The sequence below is a fragment of the Streptomyces sp. NPDC056948 genome (assembly GCF_042674225.1).
Lineage (GTDB): Bacteria > Actinomycetota > Actinomycetes > Streptomycetales > Streptomycetaceae > Streptomyces > Streptomyces purpurascens.
This window is the reverse complement of record NZ_JBHUQX010000182.1, coordinates 1-17,738: the sequence shown is the minus strand read 5'-3', so window position 1 is coordinate 17,738 and position 17,738 is coordinate 1. Positions and strand designations below refer to the sequence as shown.

Below are 17,738 nucleotides of genomic sequence, written 5' to 3'. Positions count from 1 at the left end.
GTGGGCGCGACCGGAGCCGTCGGCACGGTCATGCGCCAGATCCTGTCCCAGCGTGCCGACGTCTGGGGCGAGATCCGGCTGATCGCCTCCCCCCGCTCGGCCGGCCGCAAGCTTTCCGTGCGCGGCGAGGAGACCGAGGTCATGGCGCTCACCGAGGAGGCCTTCGACGGGGTCGACGTCGCCATGTTCGACGTCCCCGACGAGGTCGCCGAGCGGTGGGCGCCCCTGGCGGTCGCCAAGGGCGCGGTGGTGGTCGACAACTCCGGCACGTTCCGGATGGACCCGGACGTGCCGCTCGTCGTGCCCGAGGTCAACCCGCACGCCGTGCGGATGCGGCCTCGCGGGATCATCGCCAACCCGAGCTGCACGACGCTCTCCATGATCGTGGCCCTGGGCGCGCTGCACGCCGAGTTCGGGCTGCGCGAGCTCGTCGCCTCCTCGTACCAGGCGGTCAGCGGCGCCGGGCGCGCGGGCGTGACCACCCTGCGCCAGCAGCTCTCCCTGGTCGCAGGCACGGAGCTGGGCACCAACCCCGGTGACGTACGGCGGGCCGTGGGGGACAACACCGGGCCGTTCCCGGAGCCGGTCGCGCTGAATGTCGTGCCCTGGGCCGGTTCGGCGCGCGACGACGGCTGGTCCTCCGAGGAGCTGAAGGTCCGGGACGAGTCCCGCAAGATCCTGGGCCTGCCCGATCTGCCCGTGGCCGTCACCTGTGTCCGGGTGCCGGTGATCACCACGCACTCGCTGACCGTGCACGCCGGCTTCGAGGGCGAGGTCACCGTCGACAAGGCCCGTGAGATCCTCGCCACGGCGCCCGGTGTCGTGCTGTTCGACAACCCGGCCGCCGGGGAGTTCCCGACCCCCGCCGACGTCGTCGGCACCGACCCGACCTGGGTCGGACGGGTGCGGCGGGCGCTGGACGACCCCACGGCGCTCGAACTCTTCGTGTGCGGGGACAACCTGCGCAAGGGCTCCGCGCTCAACACCGCGCAGATCGCCGAGGTGGTGGCCGCCGAACTGTCCTGACCTCTCGCGCCTCGCACGGCAGTGAGAACCTCCGACCGCCGAGGTGGGCGGTTTGTAGGATCTGTGTGCGACATGTGAGCTGATCGATGGTCCGGACCACTTGTCCGCGGCGCTTCGGCATCAGAGGATTTATCTCCCCGTCCTCCGCAACCGTGCGGAGGGCGGGGAGCGTCTTTGCGGTCGCCCTTCGGCCGTGCAAGCGCTTCATCAGGCGTGGGGACGCCTGGAGCCGGGCGTGGGGACGTCCGTTCACAATTGGACATAGGGGAAGAGCGGGACGCATGAGGGCATTTGACGCACCATCTGTTGTGCTGCCTGACGCGGGTAGACCGTCGACGGCGACGGTCGGCGTGAAAGTGACGCCCGGCACGTACAACCCTCACGGGGGTGAGCGTGTCCAACAGGCGTGGCAGAGGTACTCGACTTCAGCACGGCACGCGGCGCGGTCCTTCGACCGCCCCGTCCGGCGGCTTTCCGACCCCGCATGGCCGGTACGCCCGGTGGCATGCCGGTGATCGCGCCCGTGCCCGCAGCGCGGCCGGCCCGCATACCGAACCAGCGCGACGGTGCCGAGGACGATGCGGCGGCCGGCACCACCGTCGACCACCTCACCGAGACCTACCGCGCGCACTACCGCTCGCTGCTGGGTCTCGCCGCCCTCCTCCTCGACGACACCGCCTCCTGCGAGGACGTCGTCCAGGAGGCCTTCATCCGGGTCCACTCGGCCCGCAAGCGGGTCCGCGAACCCGAGAAGACCCTGGCGTACCTGCGGCAGACGGTCGTCAACCTCTCGCGTTCCGCGCTGCGCCGCCGCATACTCGGCCTGAAGCTGCTGTCGAAGCCCATGCCCGACATGGCCAGTGCCGAGGAAGGCGCCTACGACCTGCTGGAGCGCGACTCCCTCATCAAGGCGATGAAGGGGCTGCAGCGCCGCCAGCGCGAGGTGCTGGTGCTGCGCTACTTCGCGGACATGACCGAGGCGCAGGTCGCCGAGGCCCTCGGCATATCCCTGGGCTCGGTCAAGGCGTACGGCTCGCGCGGCATCGCGGCGCTCCGGCTGGCCATGGAGGCGCCGGCATGAGCGCCTCGGACGGCGGCACGGGCCGGGACGGGCCCGACCGGCATGAGCCGGCCAGGCCGCACGGGCAAGATCCGAAGCAATCGCACGCTGGGAACGCAACTGTGAACCACGGCCCCGACGACCAGAGCCCCGAGGGGTTCGACTCGGACGAGCTGGACCTGCGCACGATGCTGCACCAAGTGGTGCAGGAGGTGGAACCGCGCGACGGCACGCTGGAGTATCTCCGCAAGGCGGTGCCCCAGCGGCGGACCCGCAAGCGGCAGGCCGTCGTCGGCGTGGCCGCCGCCTGCCTCTTCATCGGCACGGCCGTCCCCGCGCTCGTGCACGTGTCCAACTCCACCGGCTCCGACGCCAACCCGTCCGCCATCGGCCATGCCTCCGAGACCCAGGGCGGCGCGAGCCAGGGCAAGGGACCGGACGGCGGCGAGAGCACCTCGGGCGGCACCTCCGGCAAGACCGAGGGCAAGGACAAGGGCGAGAAGAAGGAGGAGGACAAGGGCAAGGGCACCGGCGCCGCCACCGGCGCGACCCAGGGCGCCGACCCCTCCTCCAGCACCGCCGCCGGCATCGCGGCGTGCACCGCGGCCCAGCTCGGCCCCGCCAGTGGAAGCAGCGCCGCCCCCGACTCCACGGGCGCGGTCTACGGCTCCTTCCGCGTCACCAACGTCTCCGCGGCGAGCTGTACGGTCACCGGCCCCGGCTCGGTGAGCGCGCTGCCGCAGGGCACGGCCGACATCAGCAAGGTCAGCACGGCCCGGCACGCGGCCGGGGACGCGGCGGCGGGCCTGCCCGACCCGTCCCTGGAGGCGGCCCAGCTCCTGCTCGCGCCCGGAGCCGCCTACGACGTGAAGTTCGCCTGGGTCCCCACGGAGACCTGCCCCACCCCCGGCGGCAGCGTCGGCGGGCCCGGCGACCCCAGCCCCGACCCCACGCCGTCGGGCGACGCGACGGACACGGGCGGCACCTCCACCGGCGGCGACACGGGCACGGCCCCGCAACTGGCCACGGAGGACGGCACGACCGACGGCAGTGTGGCGGTGACGTACACGCCGGGTACCGGCTCGGGAGCGAACTCGGTCACGGTGTCCAACGCGTGCGCGGGGACGGTGTACTGGACGGGCGTGCTGGCGGGCGCGTAGGCCTGCCTCTCCAGGCCGACCGGCCGGCCTTGCCGAGCAGGGGTGGTCGCCGCGTCAGGCGACCACGCGCTCCTCTTCCTCGTCCTCCTGGACCAGGCCCAGCTCCGCGTCCCGGGCGAACTCCACCTCGCGCCGCAGCAACCGGAACCACATGAAGATCACGAACCCGACGAAGGCGAACCACTCGGCGGTGTAGCCGAGGTTCTGGAACGCCTTCAGGTCCAGCCCCGAGTCCGGCGGGGCGCTCGCGGGCACCGCCTTCATGCCCGAGTCGCCCTGGGCGAGCGTGACCCACGCGTCGTACACGTCGTACGGCACCAGATTCACCAGGGACGCCGCGCTGATCGCCGAGGTCTGCCCGGACGGCAGGCCGCCCTGCGCGCTGACGCCGTTGTCGCCGGGGGTCTCGGACGCCTGGAGCGCTCCCGTGACCGTGACCTCACCGGTGGGCGGGGCGGGGGCCTCGGCCGCGTCCGGTGAGCCGGGCAGCCAGCCGCGGACGACCGGCAGCGCCTCGCCCGCGTCGGTGCGCAGCAGCGTCAGGACGTAGAAGCCCTGCTTGTCGTCGAGCTCCCGGTCCGGCACCAGTAGCTGCTTGCCGTAGCGGCCGGTCACGGTGACCTGCTTGCCGGACGTCGCCTTGGTCACCGGCAGCATCTCGGCGAGCGGCCGGGGCGCCTCGTGCCGGGCCTCGGAGACCTGCTCGGTCGCGGTGCGGTGGTCCTGCACACGGTCCTCGAACCGGCCCAGTTGCCAGGACCCCATGAAGATGCAGAAGGGGATGGACAACAGCACGAAGACGTTGATCCCCCACCATCGGGGCGTCAGCAGAAACCGGTACACACCCCAAAGGTACGGGGCTGCCCGAAGGGTCCGGCCTGCGGGGTGGGCGCCGGCCGGTACCGCTCGGCCGGGTGCTCCCGAGGCATTGACTGACCTGCTGGGAAGGGGGACCGGTGGAGGTTGTCCACAGGCTGAGGGCCTCGGCAGCGCGATGTCGGTCCAGGCGGGCAGTATGGGGCCATGACTGAGAGCAACGCGTCCGATGCGCGGGACCAGCGGGACCAGCGCGACCAGCACGAACAAGGGGTACAGGCGGGACAGCAGGAGCGGATGCCGGACTGGGAGAAGCGCTTCCGGGCGCCCCGGGTGTCCCTGCCCGACTGGGCGGAGGACGCGCCGGACCGCTCCCTGTTCGTGTCGAACGCGACCGGGACGTACGAGCTGTACGCGTGGAACCGGTCGACGGGCGACCAGCGCCAGGTGACGGACCGGCCGAACGGCACGACGGACGGCGTGCTGTCCCCGGACGGCGCGTGGATCTGGTGGTTCGACGACAAGGACGGCGACGAGTTCGGCGTGTGGCGCCGCCAGCCCTTCACGGGCGGTGCGGACGAACCGGCCGCAGCGGGTCTTGAGGCCTCCTACCCGGCGGGCCTCGCCCTCGGCCGCGACGGGCGCACGGCGGTCGTGGGCCGCTCGACGGACGAGGACGGTACGACGATCCACCTCGTCCGCACCGGCGAGGACCCGGTGGAGATCTACCGTCACCGCGAGTCCGCCGGCGTCGGCGACCTCGCCCACGACGGCTCGCTCATCGCCGTCGAGCACACCGAGCACGGCGACGCGATGCACTCGGCCCTGCGCGTCCTGCGCCCCGACGGCACCCCGGTCGCCGACCTCGACGACACCGAGGGCGGTACGCGCGAGCTAGGCCTCGAGGTCCTCGGCTTCGCCCCCGTCGACGGCGACACCCGCCTCCTCATCGGCCACCAGCGACGCGGCCGCTGGGAGCCCCTGGTGTGGGACGTGGCCTCCGGTGAGGAGACGGATCTGGCGCTGGAGCTTCCCGGCGACGTCAGCGCCGAGTGGTACCCGGACGGCACCGGCCTGCTCATCGCGCACAGCTTCGAGGCCCGCAGCGAGCTGTTCCGCTACGACCTGTCGAGCCGCGCCCTGGCGGAGATCCCCACCCCGCCCGGCACGGTCTCCGGCGCCACGGCCCGGCCCGACGGCAGCGTGGAGTACCTGTGGTCCTCGGCCGCCGAACCGTCGGCGCTCCGCTCCACGGCGGGCGGTGTCGTGCTCGACCCGCCCGGCATGAAGTCACCCGGCTCGGTGCCGGTGGAGGATGTGTGGGTGGAGGGCCCCGGGGGCCGCATCCACGCACTGGTCCAGAAGCCGAAGGGCACCACCGGCCCGCTCCCCACGGTCTTCGACATCCACGGCGGCCCGACCTGGCACGACAACGACTCCTTCGCGGCGGGCCCGGCGGCCTGGGTCGACCACGGCTACGCGGTGGTCCGGGTCAACTACCGCGGCTCGACGGGCTACGGCCGTGCCTGGACCGACGCCCTGAAGCACCGCGTGGGCCTCATCGAGCTGGAGGACATCGCCGCGGTCCGGGAATGGGCCGTCAGCTCCGGCCTCGCCGACCCCGACCGCATCGTCCTCACCGGCGGCTCCTGGGGCGGCTACCTCACCCTCCTCGGCCTCGGCGTCCAGCCCGACGCGTGGACGCTGGGCATCGCGGCGGTCCCCGTCGCTGACTACGTCACGGCGTACCACGACGAGATGGAGGCGCTGAAGGCGATGGACCGCACCCTCCTCGGCGGCACCCCGGAGGAGGTCCCCGACCGCTTCGAGGCCTCGTCCCCCCTCACCTACGTCGACCAGGTCAAGGCCCCGGTCTACATCTCGGCCGGCGTCAACGACCCGCGCTGCCCGATCCGCCAGATCGAGAACTACGTCAAACGCCTGGAGACGCGAAGCGCGGTCCACGAGGTGTACCGCTACGACGCCGGGCACGGCTCACTGGTGGTGGACGAACGGATCAAGCAGGTCCGTCTGGAACTGGAGTTCGCGGAGAGGCACCTGAGGAACGTCGCGGGGTGACGTATGGGGTGCGAGTGCCCGTCGTCCGCGGGCATGCGTGCCGCTAAGGGCGGCACGGGTGGGCGCGGGCGGCACCCCGCTGCGCCGGGTTGCGCAACGCCCCGGCCTCAGCGCCAACGCCGGGCACCTCGTAACGCCGAGCCGCGCAGCGAACCGGCGTCTACGTGCCCGCCCGCTCCCGCCGCCTCCGCCCCAGCAACTCCGCCAACCCCCGCCGAGTCGCCGCCAGCACCACCCGATCCCCGGCCCCCAACACATACGTAGGAGGCAGATCCCACACCAGCCCCGAGGCCGGCGCACCCTCCTCCTCCGCACTCTCCCCTTCACTCCGCCGCCCCCCAGGAGGCGCCGTATTGAGCGCCAGCACCCGCCAGGCCCCGCCCCGGAACGCCTCCGCCACGGTCCTGCCCTCCAGTTGCGGATGCCCGGCCACCTCCACCTCCGCGAACAGCAGCACCCGCCGCTCCACCGGAATCGCCCCCAGAATCTGCCGCCCCATCATCGCCCCGGCGAACGCGGGCGCGGCCAGATGCGACACGCTCCGGCTCCGGGTGAGGGCGAAGGGATGCGCGGCCCGCAGGGTCCGGTACACGGCGGTCGCGAAGTCGTCGTCGTACAGCCGCAGCACGACCCGCAAGTCGGGCCGCACGGACCGCGCGTACAGCGAGGCCTCCAGATTCGTCGTGTCCGCACTGGTCAGCGCCAGCAGGGCGTGCGCCCGGTGGATCTTGGCGGCCTCCAGCACCCCTTCCTGCGTGACGTCCCCGAGTACCACCGGCACCCGCAGCCGCCGCGCCGTGGCCATCCCCCTGGCCTCCGGGTCGGACTCGACGCACACCACGGGAATGTGCAGCTCACGCAGCCGCGTCAGCACCCGCGTCCCGATCTTGCCGAGCCCGAGCAGCACCACGTGCCCGCCGAGCCCCCGCGGCGGCTTGCGCAGGGTGGACGCGCTGCGGAACGTGCCCAGGGCCTCCAGCACCGCGGCCAGCAGCACCGGCAGCAGCAGCAACCCGACCAGCCCGGACAGCAGTTGCAGGACCTGCCGCCCGGTGGACTCGTGGTACGCGGGATCGTTGATGCCGAAGAGGTCGAGGAGCGTGACGTACGTGGCGTACAGCGGATGCTCGTCGGTCACGAACATGAACGCGACGGCGAGCGCGAGCACGCACCCGACCAGCCCGGCCAGCGACCACCGCAGCCGACGCGAGAACAGCGAGGCGAACGGCGGCACACCGCCCCGCCCGGAGGGCAGGGACGGCCCGGAGTACGACACCTGCTCCAGGACGACGGTCCCGCGCCCGGTCGCGGACGCCACCGCCATCTCGTCCGGGAGCAGTTGAGGCCCGTGCTCGCCGCTGCTCTCGGAACCGTCGGCGCCGGCCGGGTCGTTGCTCGTCGCGGACAGCAGTGCCAGGGTGCACAGCCCCGGGTCGGCCACCTCGCCCGGCCCCGGCGGCTGCCGCTCCACGGCCCGCAGGACGAGCCCTTCCGTCTGGACGACCTTGCTGGTGCCCACGAGGGCGGTGGCGGCCAGCGCGGGCGCGGCCGTGTCGGCGTCGGACAGCACGGTCGTCGAGGTGTCGACGCCCGTGCCCGGTCCCGTCCCGGAGGCCACGGCCGCCGTCTGGTCGAGCAGTTCCTCGATGTGCTGCCCCAACCGCCGGTTGTAGAGCCGCAGTACGAGTCTCACGCTGGGGTTGATCCGGCGGGCGGTGAGCGCGGCACGGATGTTGGTCTCGTCGTCGTCGTACACGAGCGCCAGAGCGGCCGCCCGGTCGGCGCCCACCTCGGTGAGCACGGCATCGGTGATCTCGGCGGCCTCCACGACCTGTTCGGTCGCGGCCGGTTCGGCGCCGCCCGTGCCCGTCCGGTTGACGGCCGCGCTGACCCGGTCGAGCAGGGCCGCCGAGGCGGCCCGGGCCCGTCCGACCACCGGCTGCCGCACCCGGCGCCCCGACGGCGGCACGACGAGTGTGACCTGTTCGCCGTAGACACCCCGGAGTTCGGCGGCCAGCCGATGGGCGAGCCCGTCGTCACCGCATACGACCATGTGCGTGGCCGGTTCGCCTGGCTGACCTTGATTCGGAACGCTCCCCACAAGGGAGAAGACTGCCTTACCGGGACGGCTGGTTCCAGAAGGGAACCGAGGTGCTTGAACGCCCGGGCCCGCCCGTCCGTACCGAAGGGGAGGCAATGCATGCCCATGCGCACCACCGGAGGTACCGGGCCCGTGGCCACCACGAAGACCGTCCCGAGGGAGAGCGGCGAGCACGGGGACGTCGAAACGGACCGGGGCCGAGAAGGCCAGGAAGGCCGCGAAGGCCAGGAAGCCCGGGACGAGGGCAGACACCTCAACTCCGCCCTCCTGCTGACCCTTCTGCTGGTCACGGCGGTGATGTTCCAGGGCCCGATCCGCGGGGCCCTGGCCGCACCGGTGATGCAGAGCTGGATGACCGTGTTCGTGGCGGTCATGGTCCAGGCGCTGCCGTTCCTGGTCCTCGGCGTGCTGCTGTCGGCGGCGATCGCGGTGTTCGTGCCGGCGTCGTTCTTCGCCCGGGCCCTGCCGAAGCGCCCGGTCCTGGCGGTCCCGGTCGCGAGCGCGGCGGGCGCGGTGCTGCCGGGCTGCGAGTGCGCCTCGGTGCCGGTCGCCGGAGCACTGGTGCGCAGAGGCGTCACCCCCGCGGCCGCGCTGGCCTTCCTCCTCTCCGCGCCCGCCATCAACCCGATCGTCTTGACGGCGACGGCCGTGGCCTTCCCCGGCAACCCGGAGATGGTCCTGGCCCGCTTCGTCGCGAGCCTGCTGGTGGCCTGCGCGATGGGCTGGCTCTGGCACCGCCTCGGCCGCACGGACTGGCTGCGTCCCCCGGAAAGGGCGTCGTACGAGGGCCAGGGCAAGGGGGCGGCCTTCTGGGGCTCGGTGCGCCACGACGTGACGCACGCGGGCGGCTTCCTGGTGGTCGGCGCGATGGCCGCGGCGACGCTCAAGGCGGTGGTGCCGGCGGAGTGGCTGCGCCTGGCGGCCGGACACCCCGTGTTGTCGGTCCTGGCCCTCGCTGTCCTGGCCGTCCTTCTCTCCATCTGCTCGGAGGCGGACGCGTTCGTGGCGGCGTCCCTGACGCAGTTCTCGCTGACGGCCCGTCTGACGTTCCTGGTGGTGGGGCCCATGATCGACCTGAAGCTCTTCGCGATGCAGGCGGGCACCTTCGGCCGCGCCTTCGCCCTGCGCTTCGCCCCCGCGACCTTCGCCCTGGCCGTCGTCGTGTCGGCCCTGACCGGAACGGTCCTGCTGTGAACCGCCTGGCCCAGAGCGCCCTCCTCTTCCTGCTGGGCGCCACGCTCCTGCACGCCGGCATGACCGACCTCTATCTGCGCTACGTCAAGGCGGGCCTGCGCCCGCTGGTCCTGCTGGCGGGCGTGGTACTGATCGCGACGGCGGCGGCGACGCTCTGGTACGACCGCCGAGGCACCGGGCACGCCCACGGTCACCAGCACCACCACGAACCCCGCGTCACCTGGCTCCTCACGCTCCCCGTCCTGGCCCTGATCCTGGTCGCCCCGCCGGCCCTGGGCTCCTACAGCGCGTCCCACACCGGCACGGCCCTCCAGAAGCCCTTCGGCTTCCCGGACCTCCCCGCCGACGGCCCCCTCCGCCTGGGCGTGGCCGACTACGCGGGCCGCGCGGTCTACGGCGACGGCCGCGCCCTGCGCGACCGCGAGCTGAAGATCACCGGCTTCGTCACCCTGGACCGGGCGGGCTCCCCGTACCTGGTCCGCATGGGCCTCAACTGCTGTGCGGCGGACGCCCAGCCGGTCAAGATCGCCCTGACCGGCAACGTCCCCCCGGTGCTGAGCCCGGACACCTGGCTGGAGATCACCGGCCGCTACACCCCGCGCCGGACCAAGGACTCGGTGAACAACGGCCCGATCCCGTATCTCGAGGTCACCCGCGCCAAGCCGGTCCCCACCCCGCACGATCCCTATGACGAAACGTGGAACACCTGATGCCCGGCGTAGCACGGCTTCATTCGGGTACTCGAAAGAGCCGCTGATCAGCGAGGGGGAGGGGGCCGCATGGCCACACTCGAAGACGAGCGCGCGACGGAACCGGACCGGGAGCTCCTGACCGAGGCCCGCAAGGAACTCGCGAAGGCCGACAGCCGGGCCGGACTGACCCTGGCCACGCTCGGCGCGGCCCTGACCGCCCTGCTCGCAGCGATCACCGCCGGCGTCATCGCACCCGCTCAGTACGCCGTGATCCCCCAGATCCTCGTATGGACCGGCTGCGCGGCCTGCGCCCCGTCCTTGGTCCTGCTGAGCCTGGCCACGAGGCCCCGACCGGGCACCGACGCCGACCCCCGACCGGAGACCCTCTCCCGCACCGCCTGGCTCAAGTACCGCTGCACACGCCATGCGATGGCCTGGGGGGCGGTCTTCCTCACACTCACCCTGGCGGGAACGCTGACCGGGGCGCTCGCCCAGTGACTGCGCTGAGTCCTCCCGCAAGAGGACTCAACACAGGTGGAGATCCACGCCATGGCGGACGCGTTGATCCGCCCCGACTTCAAGGACCGCGGCCTGCTCGCCGAGAACCTGCTCACCCCCGCCGAGCGGGCCGAGCGGGCGGAGAAGGCACAGGCAGTGCTGCGGGAGTGGAACGGCTACGACCCCGGCGAGCAAGAGCAGGCCGAGCTGGACGCCAACTGGACCGCCGCATGGCCGAGGCGGGTGCCGCGTGACTCGTGATGTGCACGTGTTCCTCGAAGAGAGCACGATGGTGGCCGCCGGCCGGGGCAGCGTACTGGCCTCGCGGCTTTCCATCGCGCTCACGCCGCCGCACGGAGACGATCCCCCGATTCCCTGGATCGGCATTCCCGGCAATGCCCGGGCTCCGGCGCGCGGAACGCCCGTTCGCATCCGTCGCAGGTCTGGAAGGGCAGCACGACCGGGCGGCTCGCGCCCTCGACAAGCGGGCGCGGAGGCGGTGCGGGCAGGGGCGTCTCCCGGAGACGAAAGGCGAGGATGCCCGCCGGACGACTCAGGAACCGGTCGGGCAGCCGCGCGGTCAGCAGCGCGGTGACCTGGGACGGGTCGACCCCGGCCGCGAGCCACTGCCCGACGGCCGGCGCCAGCCGCACGGCCTCCTGCTCGGACAGCACGAGACGTGGATCGACCCGGCGGAGCGAGGCCAGAACGGCGACTGCCTGGGGGTCGGCGTCGGAGAGCGAAGCGGGCTTCTCCGAAGGGGAGGCCGGTGCCTCCTCACCCGCGGGCGCCTTCCGGGCCCGAGGCGTCTTCGGCGGCTCGGGCGGTCCGTCGCCGAAGCCACCGCCGGGTACGTCGTAGAAGTACGTCCGCGTACGAACCTGCCCGGTGGACGTTCGCTCCCGGCGGCGCTCCAGGTACCCAGCCCCTTCGAGCTCCCTGAGCGCTCGCGAGATGAGGATCTCGCCCTCGCTGAAGTGCTCGCAGAGGGCCGTGATGGTCACGGAAGAACCATCGGGCAGGGAGGAGATGTACGCCGCGACGCCGACCGTGACCGCGCTGCCACGTCGCTGCGCGAGGGCATTGGAGATCACGGTGAAGTCGGCGGTCAGCCGGGTGCGTACATGGATCACGCCGGAAGTCGGAGCTCCGGCATCGGCGCGCAGGCGCGCGTTAGACTGCGGCTCAGCCATCGGGAAGGGGTTCACTTCCTGATCGGTCAGGCCCTCGATCGGGATGCCAGTCCCGGCCGGGGGCCGTCGTCTGTGTGAGGTTGTCGCGGCGAACGTAACGGCCCGAATCCCAAGCCTGCAAGCCGGTCACTCGGACGGGTGACGCGGGCCAACTGGCCGGGGAGGGCGGGTGGGTGGGTAGTTCTTTCCCCGGTTCTTTCAGGAGGTCAGCGGCCCACCGGCCCCTCGCGAACAAGGACCCGGTGAGCCCGCGACGCGGACGGCGGCCGGAGCCCGGCCGCCTCAGTGACGGCGATGCCCGGCCTTCAACTCACCTATGAAGGCGGCCCAGGAGCCGGCTTCGAAGCACAGCGCCGGACCGTGCGGCACCTGACAGAGCATCGGCTCCGAGCGCCCTGCACGGCGAACTCGCTCGGTCAGGGCGCCCGTTGTGCTGGCGCGACTGGTGCGGACGACGGCGGGCTACCGGATGGTGGCTGGAGTTCCTGCTGTGCCCACGCTCCGGCGACCACGGTGGCGAACGCGGTCGCGGCGGCGACGAGGACGGTGCCCAGGGGCACGGTGATGGAGGACAGCCGGCGAAAGTTGCGCACCTGGGACCACTTGAGCGCAGCGGCCCGCGCAAGCCACCACTCCCAGCAGAGCCCCATCCCCATGCACACCACGAAGGTCTGGCCCGCCAGACCACCGCACGCCACCGCCATGTCGGTCCAGGACGGGTTCCGCGCGTATTGAGGATCGATGGTGAGAGTGATCATGGACAGCACCTCGGCCGGCAGCACCACCACCGTGAGCATCGCCGCCTTGCCGATCGGTGTGTTGCCCCGCAGCAGGGCGTAGAAGTAGCCGAAGACGAATCCGTACAGCGCCCAGTGCCCGAACCTCAGCGCCTTGGAGATCTCGTCGAGATGGAACGGCATGAATCCGTCGGCTCCCACGGCATCGCCGGTCATGAGCTGGTAGCCGGCCCAGGGCAGGGCAAGCAACTGGGCGATCGCAGCGCCGACCAGCCCGGCGGTGCGAGGTGCGGTACCGCCGCTCGACCCCAGTGCGAATCGCTTCGCGCGGGCCAGACGAGCCGCCGGATCCCCACGGCGGCCGGGAACGTCCAGTTCCTTCCAGCGCTGGGAGAAGTCCGACACCGACATGTCCTCCGCGAGCGCGGACCGGGCCGCCCGTTGGAAGTCGGCACGGGTGTCCCAGATGAGCTGTGTCTCCACCCACCGGCCCATGAAGCGCGCATGGTCCTCCCGGCCGATGCTCCGCAACTCGGCGGCCGTCGCGTCCGCCCCGACCGGCAGCAGCAGAAGTGAGCCGAGCCCGGCCCACAGGATCGCGAGTGCGTCCCCCCACATCGACAGCGTTCGCAGGCTGGGGCTGCCCAGCGCCATGAGTACACCGCAGACCAGGAGGATCCTGCCGATCGGCTCCAGGGCCCGGCACCGGTCACCGAGTCCGCCGCGCCGAAGAAGACAGACGATCTGGAGGGCCACACCGCAGATCAGCACGACACAGAGCGGGAAGCCCATGTACCCCGTGAAGAACGGGCCCCGGTAGTAGTTCCACGGGTCCATCCCCCGGTTCGGGCGGTCGGTCGCCCGGGCCACCAGGAAGGGGGACAACATCCAGGCCCAGAGCACGACGAAGCACAACGCGCGGATCACCGGCTTCACAGCGCGACCCAGCACAGGGCCCAGCATCGACGTGATCCAAGCCGCGGCCGGCCATGTACAGACCAGCACGGCTGCTGCTTCCGGCCAGGTCGTCACGGAGTCCCGGTCGGACATGATCGGGGCGTTGCCCAGCCAGTGTGCCGCGCAGGCGACCCAGAGCAGGGCGCCTGCCGTCGGCGCCCATCTCCGCGCGGCCCCGCTTTCGTTCAGCGCGCGCAGGACGAGGAGACTGGCGAGCGCGGCGATCCCGGCGAACGCCGGAGCAAGCCACGCCCCGAGATTGGGCTCGGTACCGCCTGCCGCCATGAGAGGAAAGGCGAGCAGGGGAGACACAGCACTCACCACGAGTACCCGGTAGGACGGAGGCTTACGGGTGATCAGCCGGCAACTGAACCACCAACCCGCCACGGGCAGGACGTACCACAACCACAGGCCGAGGACCGGCCCCGGGGTCCACACCTGACCGGGAGGAGTGCCGCCTCCGAAGCTGAGGAAGAACGGGATGACCACCGTGTTGGATGTCGTCGGCTGTGGAATGCCGACGAAGGCGAGAGGGTACGCGACAACCGTCAGCCCCATGGCTGCCGTTGCCCATCTCCGGGGCACAGCGGGGCCGGCGAGCCTCGCCACCAGCAGTGCCGCGACCACCCCGATCCCGCAGACAGCGAGTGCGAAGGCGGTCACCAACTCCGTCTTCGTCTGCACTCGCGTCGACGGCGGCTTCGTCGTGTCCACCGTTCTCCACAGCTCAACCGAGCGGGGGATGTCGTCCTGTGACACGTTCTGTACCCGCCAGGTGACCGTGCCGGGTGACTGCGACTCCACCGGCCCACGGATCTGGTGGAAGAGCCAGCGCGGAGCGCGCACTTCGACCGTCCAGACATCAGGGAGCCCTGCGGGCGCTTCCTTGAACGCACTGGGCATGTCGACGCTGATGTTCAGCCTCTGCGAGCCGGAGCGCCGCGCCAGAAAGGTGGCGAACTCCGTCCGCACCCGCGCGGGACTGCGAGACGACTCCTGCGTCACCGTGTCCGCCGGGTTGTCCCAGCCATCGTGGTCCACCGGGGCTTTCCCGTCTCGGAGCACGGTGTACCCGTCGCAGAAACCGGCCCCCTCCTCCCGGATCTCGGCCAGGGCCTGACTGTCGGGTAGGAGTGTGTAGGCGCACCGCTCGCGGACCACCACCTCTTGCCGCGCCGCGTCCCATCCGATCTCGACCGTGAGCTTCCCGGTGCGGTCCCCGCCTTCCTCTCCACCGGCCGCCCGAGCCGGGACTGCCCCGGACAGCAGCCAGAGGCAGAGCAGCGACAGCAGCACTCCCGCCCCCGCCGTCAGGAGTCTCGGGTGTGGCACACGGCTGCTCGTCGAACACCTCATGCGATGGGTGCACCCCCCGTACACGGCACGCGCCGACGTGTCCCACCGAACGTCGGCCCCGCGGCTCGACGATGATGGCCCGCGCGCCCCGCCTCGGGTGGCTTTTCGCCGGAAATCCCCGCAGCCGCCGACCGGGCCCATCGGCGGCTCCAATGCGCCACCGGAAACCACTCAGGGGCCCGACCCGCAAAGCGGATCAGGCCCCTGACCTGGTGTTTCAACTGTCGGGGTGGCGGGATTTGAACCCACGACCTCTTCGTCCCGAACGAAGCGCGCTGCCAAGCTGCGCTACACCCCGATGTCGCTGCTGTCGCGGCGACGTCGTTTACTTTAGCCCACCGGTGGCTAGAGACGAAATCCGGTTTTCCAGGGGTGCCGGAGGGGGTTCGGGCGGGTGTGGTCGACGGCCACGAGGAGGACCGCCAGGGCGTAGAAGGCGAGACCGAGGAGGAGCGCGTTACCGAGAACCTTCTTGTAGCCGTCCTGGTCGACGTCCAGGAAGGGGTAGAGGTAGCGGCCGGACGAGCCCGGGAGGAGCAGTTCGCCTCGGACGAGGGAGAAGGCCAGGTAGGCCAGGGGGTAGAGCAGCCAGGTGCTGGCCTGGCGCAGGTGCAGGCGGCCGGGGGGCGTGAGCAGGAGCCAGTCCAGTACGGCCGCGATCGGGGTCACCGTGTGGAGGGTGAAGTGGGTGAGGGCCTGCCAGCCCGTCGGGTGGGCCGCTTCGCCGGTGAGGGAGAAGGGGCTGGCCTCGTTCGCCAGGAGCAGGTGGTAGGCCAGGGCGGCGACGACGACGTAGAGGGTCGTCGCGCCCAGTACGGCCCCCGGCAGGGGGCGGCCGGCCGTCCAGGCGCGGCGCGCCGAGAGGGCCATGACCAGCGCCAGCAGGATGTTGCTCTGGATCGCGAAGAACCCCAGGGCCCGGGACGGGTCGCCGAGGAGCAGTTCGAGCGTCACGCCGACGGCCGCCGCGATGGCGACCAGCAGGCGGAAGGCCGCGGCCAGGGGGCGGCGGACCGGGCTGACGACGGCCGTGGCCGGGACGGGGGAGGGCTTCAGCGCGGGCCTGCCCGGTATCGCGGGCAGGTCCGGGATGTCCCTGGGTATCGGGGCGGTCATGCCCCCACGCTGACAGAAACGGATATAGGGGGCGATACGGGCGGGGCTGTGTGGGTTACCCGTTACCCCGCCGATCCGACCGCGAGCCCGACCGCGAGCCCGACTGCACTCCCGCGGCTTCCCGCGGCTCCCGCTACTCCCTGCCCACCAGCGTCAGCAGCGTCGCCTCCGGCGGGCACGCGAACCGTACCGGCGTGTAGCGGCTCGTACCGCAGCCCGCCGACACGTGCAGATACGACGTACGGTCCTCCACCGTGTGCGTCGACAAGCCCTTCACCCGCTCCGTGTCCAGGTCGCAGTTGGTGACCAGCGCGCCGTAGAAGGGGATGCAGAGCTGGCCGCCGTGGGTGTGGCCGGCCAGGATCAGGGGGTAGTCGTCGGCCGTGAAGGCGTCCAGCGTGCGCAGGTAGGGGGCGTGGACGACGCCCATCGAGAAGTCGGCGGACTCCGCGGGGCCGCCGGCCACCTGCGCGTACCGGTCCCGCTTGATGTGCGGGTCGTCCAGGCCCGTCAGCTCCAGCGAGACGCCCTCGATCTTGAGCGTCCCGCGTGTGTTGGTCAGGTTGAGCCAGCCCGCCGCGTCGAAACCGTCCCGCAGGTCCTCCCACGGGTTGTGCACCACACCCACGGCCGGGGCGTTGCCGTTGAGGCCATGGCGGCCCTGGGCCTTCTCCAGCAGGTAGCGGGCGGGGTTGCGCAGCGTGGGGCCGTAGTAGTCGTTCGAGCCGAAGACGTACGCGCCCGGGAACTCCATCAGGGGGCCGAGCGAGTCAAGGACCTCCGGGACGCCCTCCGGGTCGGAGAGGTTGTCGCCCGTGTTGATCACGAAGTCGGGGCGCAGGCCCGCCAGGGACCGCAGCCAGCGCTGCTTCTTGTGCTGGCCGCCGACCATGTGGATGTCGGAGACCTGCAGCACACGCAGAGGGCGCATTCCTGGGGGCAGGACCGGGACGGTGACCCGGCGGAGGCGGAAGGAGCGGGCTTCGAAGCCCGCGGCGTACAACAGACCGGCGGCACCAGCCGCCGCGATTCCCAGGGGGACTCCGTATCGCGCGCGCATACGACCATCGTCTCAGACACCGGACGTCGACCCCGCCCGGGCGGTGCCCGAAATCCCCTGGCGGCACCGGCGCTTCGATCCGCAGTCCCGCCGGCACCCCGCCACCATCCCGCCACCGCCCCGCAAAACAGGGGGCGTCTTTCCTCCCGCACCTGCGACAATCAGCCCCATGACCACGCTCAAGTCGAAGCTGCAGGATCACCTCAACGTTGCGATCAAGGAGCGCGACGAGCTCCGCTCCTCCACGCTCCGGCTGACGCTCGCCGCGATCACCAAGGAGGAGGTCGCGGGCAAGGAGAAGCGCGAGCTCTCCGACGACGAGGTGCAGAAGGTGATCACCCGCGAGGCCAAGAAGCGCCGCGAGGCCGCCGAGGCTTTCGCCCAGGGCGGTCGTGCCGAGAGCGCCGAGCGGGAGAAGGCGGAGGGCGAGGTGCTCGCCGAGTACCTGCCCAAGCAGCTTTCCGACGACGAGCTCCAGCAGATCGTGGCCCAGGCCGTCGAGGAGGCCAAGGCCGCCGGTGCCGAGGGGCCGCGGGCCATGGGCGCGGTCATGAAGATCGTGAACCCGAAGGTGGCCGGGCAGGCCGAGGGCGGCCGCGTCGCCGCCGTGGTGAAGAAGCTGCTCGCCGGCTGATCACCGGCTGATCACCGGCAGAACGACAGGCGGCCCCCTCCTCCCGTACGGGAAAGAGG

Annotated in this window: 15 protein-coding genes and 1 tRNA gene; 9 read left to right on the top strand and 7 right to left on the bottom strand. The window is 71.8% G+C overall.

Annotated features, from left to right (window positions below; genetic code table 11):
• From ACFTZL_RS23350 to ACFTZL_RS23340, 3 genes are all read left to right on the top strand, one after another.
• Window positions 1-1,026 (top strand): aspartate-semialdehyde dehydrogenase (locus ACFTZL_RS23350; RefSeq protein WP_382586041.1); only part of this gene is annotated, 1,026 nt, incomplete at its 5' end.
• Between the two features lie 505 nt (window positions 1,027-1,531).
• Window positions 1,532-2,107 carry a SigE family RNA polymerase sigma factor gene (locus tag ACFTZL_RS23345; RefSeq protein WP_382586044.1) on the top strand — a complete coding sequence of 192 codons (576 nt, stop codon included), beginning with the start codon at window positions 1,532-1,534 and terminating at the stop codon, window positions 2,105-2,107.
• A 101-nt stretch (window positions 2,108-2,208) separates the two neighbouring features.
• Entirely contained in the window at window positions 2,209-3,246 is a 1,038-nt protein-coding gene (locus ACFTZL_RS23340; RefSeq protein WP_382586038.1) for a hypothetical protein, read from the top strand.
• Window positions 3,247-3,300: 54 nt separating this feature from the next.
• On the opposite strand, the gene ACFTZL_RS23335 is transcribed toward ACFTZL_RS23340, so the two are convergent.
• Window positions 3,301-4,089 (bottom strand): SURF1 family protein, encoded by a 789-nt coding sequence (locus ACFTZL_RS23335; protein ID WP_382586035.1) that lies wholly within the window; start codon window positions 4,087-4,089, stop codon window positions 3,301-3,303.
• Window positions 4,090-4,269: 180 nt separating this feature from the next.
• Here ACFTZL_RS23335 and ACFTZL_RS23330 point away from each other — a divergent pair, with 180 nt between their 5' ends.
• A complete protein-coding gene (locus ACFTZL_RS23330; RefSeq protein WP_382586033.1) occupies window positions 4,270-6,141 on the top strand; it encodes a S9 family peptidase in 1,872 nt (623 codons plus the stop codon).
• A gap of 160 nt (window positions 6,142-6,301) precedes the next feature.
• Here ACFTZL_RS23330 and ACFTZL_RS23325 read toward each other — a convergent pair whose 3' ends face one another.
• Window positions 6,302-8,194 carry an NAD-binding protein gene (locus ACFTZL_RS23325; protein ID WP_382586031.1) on the bottom strand — a complete coding sequence of 631 codons (1,893 nt, stop codon included), beginning with the start codon at window positions 8,192-8,194 and terminating at the stop codon, window positions 6,302-6,304.
• A 147-nt stretch (window positions 8,195-8,341) separates the two neighbouring features.
• On the opposite strand from ACFTZL_RS23325, the gene ACFTZL_RS23320 reads away from it, so the two are divergent.
• The 4 genes from ACFTZL_RS23320 to ACFTZL_RS23305 all read left to right on the top strand — a co-directional run bounded on the left by ACFTZL_RS23320 (window position 8,342) and on the right by ACFTZL_RS23305 (window position 10,887).
• Window positions 8,342-9,436 carry a permease gene (locus ACFTZL_RS23320; RefSeq protein ID WP_382586028.1) on the top strand — a complete coding sequence of 365 codons (1,095 nt, stop codon included), beginning with the start codon at window positions 8,342-8,344 and terminating at the stop codon, window positions 9,434-9,436.
• Entirely contained in the window at window positions 9,433-10,146 is a 714-nt protein-coding gene (locus ACFTZL_RS23315) for a TIGR03943 family putative permease subunit (protein WP_382586025.1), read from the top strand. Before ACFTZL_RS23320 ends, ACFTZL_RS23315 begins: the two co-directional genes overlap by 4 nt.
• Before the next feature lie 69 nt (window positions 10,147-10,215).
• Window positions 10,216-10,626 carry a hypothetical protein gene (locus ACFTZL_RS23310; RefSeq protein WP_382586022.1) on the top strand — a complete coding sequence of 137 codons (411 nt, stop codon included), beginning with the start codon at window positions 10,216-10,218 and terminating at the stop codon, window positions 10,624-10,626.
• 36 nt (window positions 10,627-10,662) lie between these two features.
• Window positions 10,663-10,887, top strand: a complete 225-nt coding sequence (locus ACFTZL_RS23305; RefSeq protein WP_382586020.1) for a hypothetical protein — start codon at window positions 10,663-10,665, stop codon at window positions 10,885-10,887.
• An 80-nt stretch (window positions 10,888-10,967) separates the two neighbouring features.
• Here ACFTZL_RS23305 and ACFTZL_RS23300 read toward each other — a convergent pair whose 3' ends face one another.
• The 5 genes from ACFTZL_RS23300 to ACFTZL_RS23280 form a co-directional block, all read right to left on the bottom strand.
• Window positions 10,968-11,819: a hypothetical protein gene (locus ACFTZL_RS23300; RefSeq protein WP_382586017.1), complete on the bottom strand. Its 852-nt coding sequence runs from the start codon at window positions 11,817-11,819 to the stop codon at window positions 10,968-10,970.
• A 416-nt stretch (window positions 11,820-12,235) separates the two neighbouring features.
• Window positions 12,236-14,845: a hypothetical protein gene (locus tag ACFTZL_RS23295; RefSeq protein WP_382586014.1), complete on the bottom strand. Its 2,610-nt coding sequence runs from the start codon at window positions 14,843-14,845 to the stop codon at window positions 12,236-12,238.
• A 248-nt stretch (window positions 14,846-15,093) separates the two neighbouring features.
• A tRNA-Pro gene (locus ACFTZL_RS23290) sits at window positions 15,094-15,167 on the bottom strand.
• 47 nt (window positions 15,168-15,214) lie between these two features.
• Window positions 15,215-15,985, bottom strand: a complete 771-nt coding sequence (locus ACFTZL_RS23285; RefSeq protein WP_382586011.1) for a Pr6Pr family membrane protein — start codon at window positions 15,983-15,985, stop codon at window positions 15,215-15,217.
• Between the two features lie 133 nt (window positions 15,986-16,118).
• Window positions 16,119-17,045, bottom strand: a complete 927-nt coding sequence (locus ACFTZL_RS23280; protein WP_382586008.1) for a metallophosphoesterase — start codon at window positions 17,043-17,045, stop codon at window positions 16,119-16,121.
• A 169-nt stretch (window positions 17,046-17,214) separates the two neighbouring features.
• Between ACFTZL_RS23280 and ACFTZL_RS23275 the strand changes: the two genes are divergently transcribed.
• Complete coding sequence (locus ACFTZL_RS23275; RefSeq protein ID WP_382586005.1) at window positions 17,215-17,679, top strand: GatB/YqeY domain-containing protein; 465 nt, start codon at window positions 17,215-17,217, stop codon at window positions 17,677-17,679.
• Window positions 17,680-17,738 lie beyond the last annotated feature (59 nt).

What these genes read in the sequence shown, in the direction of transcription:
- ACFTZL_RS23345 (WP_382586044.1), top strand. Translation starts at nt 1,532, where the DNA reads ATGCCGGTGATCGCGCCCGTGCCCGCAGCGCGGCCGGCCCGCATACCG.
- ACFTZL_RS23330 (WP_382586033.1), top strand. Translation starts at nt 4,270, where the DNA reads ATGACTGAGAGCAACGCGTCCGATGCGCGGGACCAGCGGGACCAGCGC.
- ACFTZL_RS23325 (WP_382586031.1), bottom strand. Translation starts at nt 8,194, where the DNA reads ATGGTCGTATGCGGTGACGACGGGCTCGCCCATCGGCTGGCCGCCGAA.
- ACFTZL_RS23320 (WP_382586028.1), top strand. Translation starts at nt 8,342, where the DNA reads ATGCCCATGCGCACCACCGGAGGTACCGGGCCCGTGGCCACCACGAAG.
- ACFTZL_RS23310 (WP_382586022.1), top strand. Translation starts at nt 10,216, where the DNA reads ATGGCCACACTCGAAGACGAGCGCGCGACGGAACCGGACCGGGAGCTC.
- ACFTZL_RS23300 (WP_382586017.1), bottom strand. Translation starts at nt 11,819, where the DNA reads ATGGCTGAGCCGCAGTCTAACGCGCGCCTGCGCGCCGATGCCGGAGCT.
- ACFTZL_RS23285 (WP_382586011.1), bottom strand. Translation starts at nt 15,985, where the DNA reads ATGACCGCCCCGATACCCAGGGACATCCCGGACCTGCCCGCGATACCG.
- ACFTZL_RS23280 (WP_382586008.1), bottom strand. Translation starts at nt 17,045, where the DNA reads ATGCGCGCGCGATACGGAGTCCCCCTGGGAATCGCGGCGGCTGGTGCC.
- ACFTZL_RS23275 (WP_382586005.1), top strand. Translation starts at nt 17,215, where the DNA reads ATGACCACGCTCAAGTCGAAGCTGCAGGATCACCTCAACGTTGCGATC.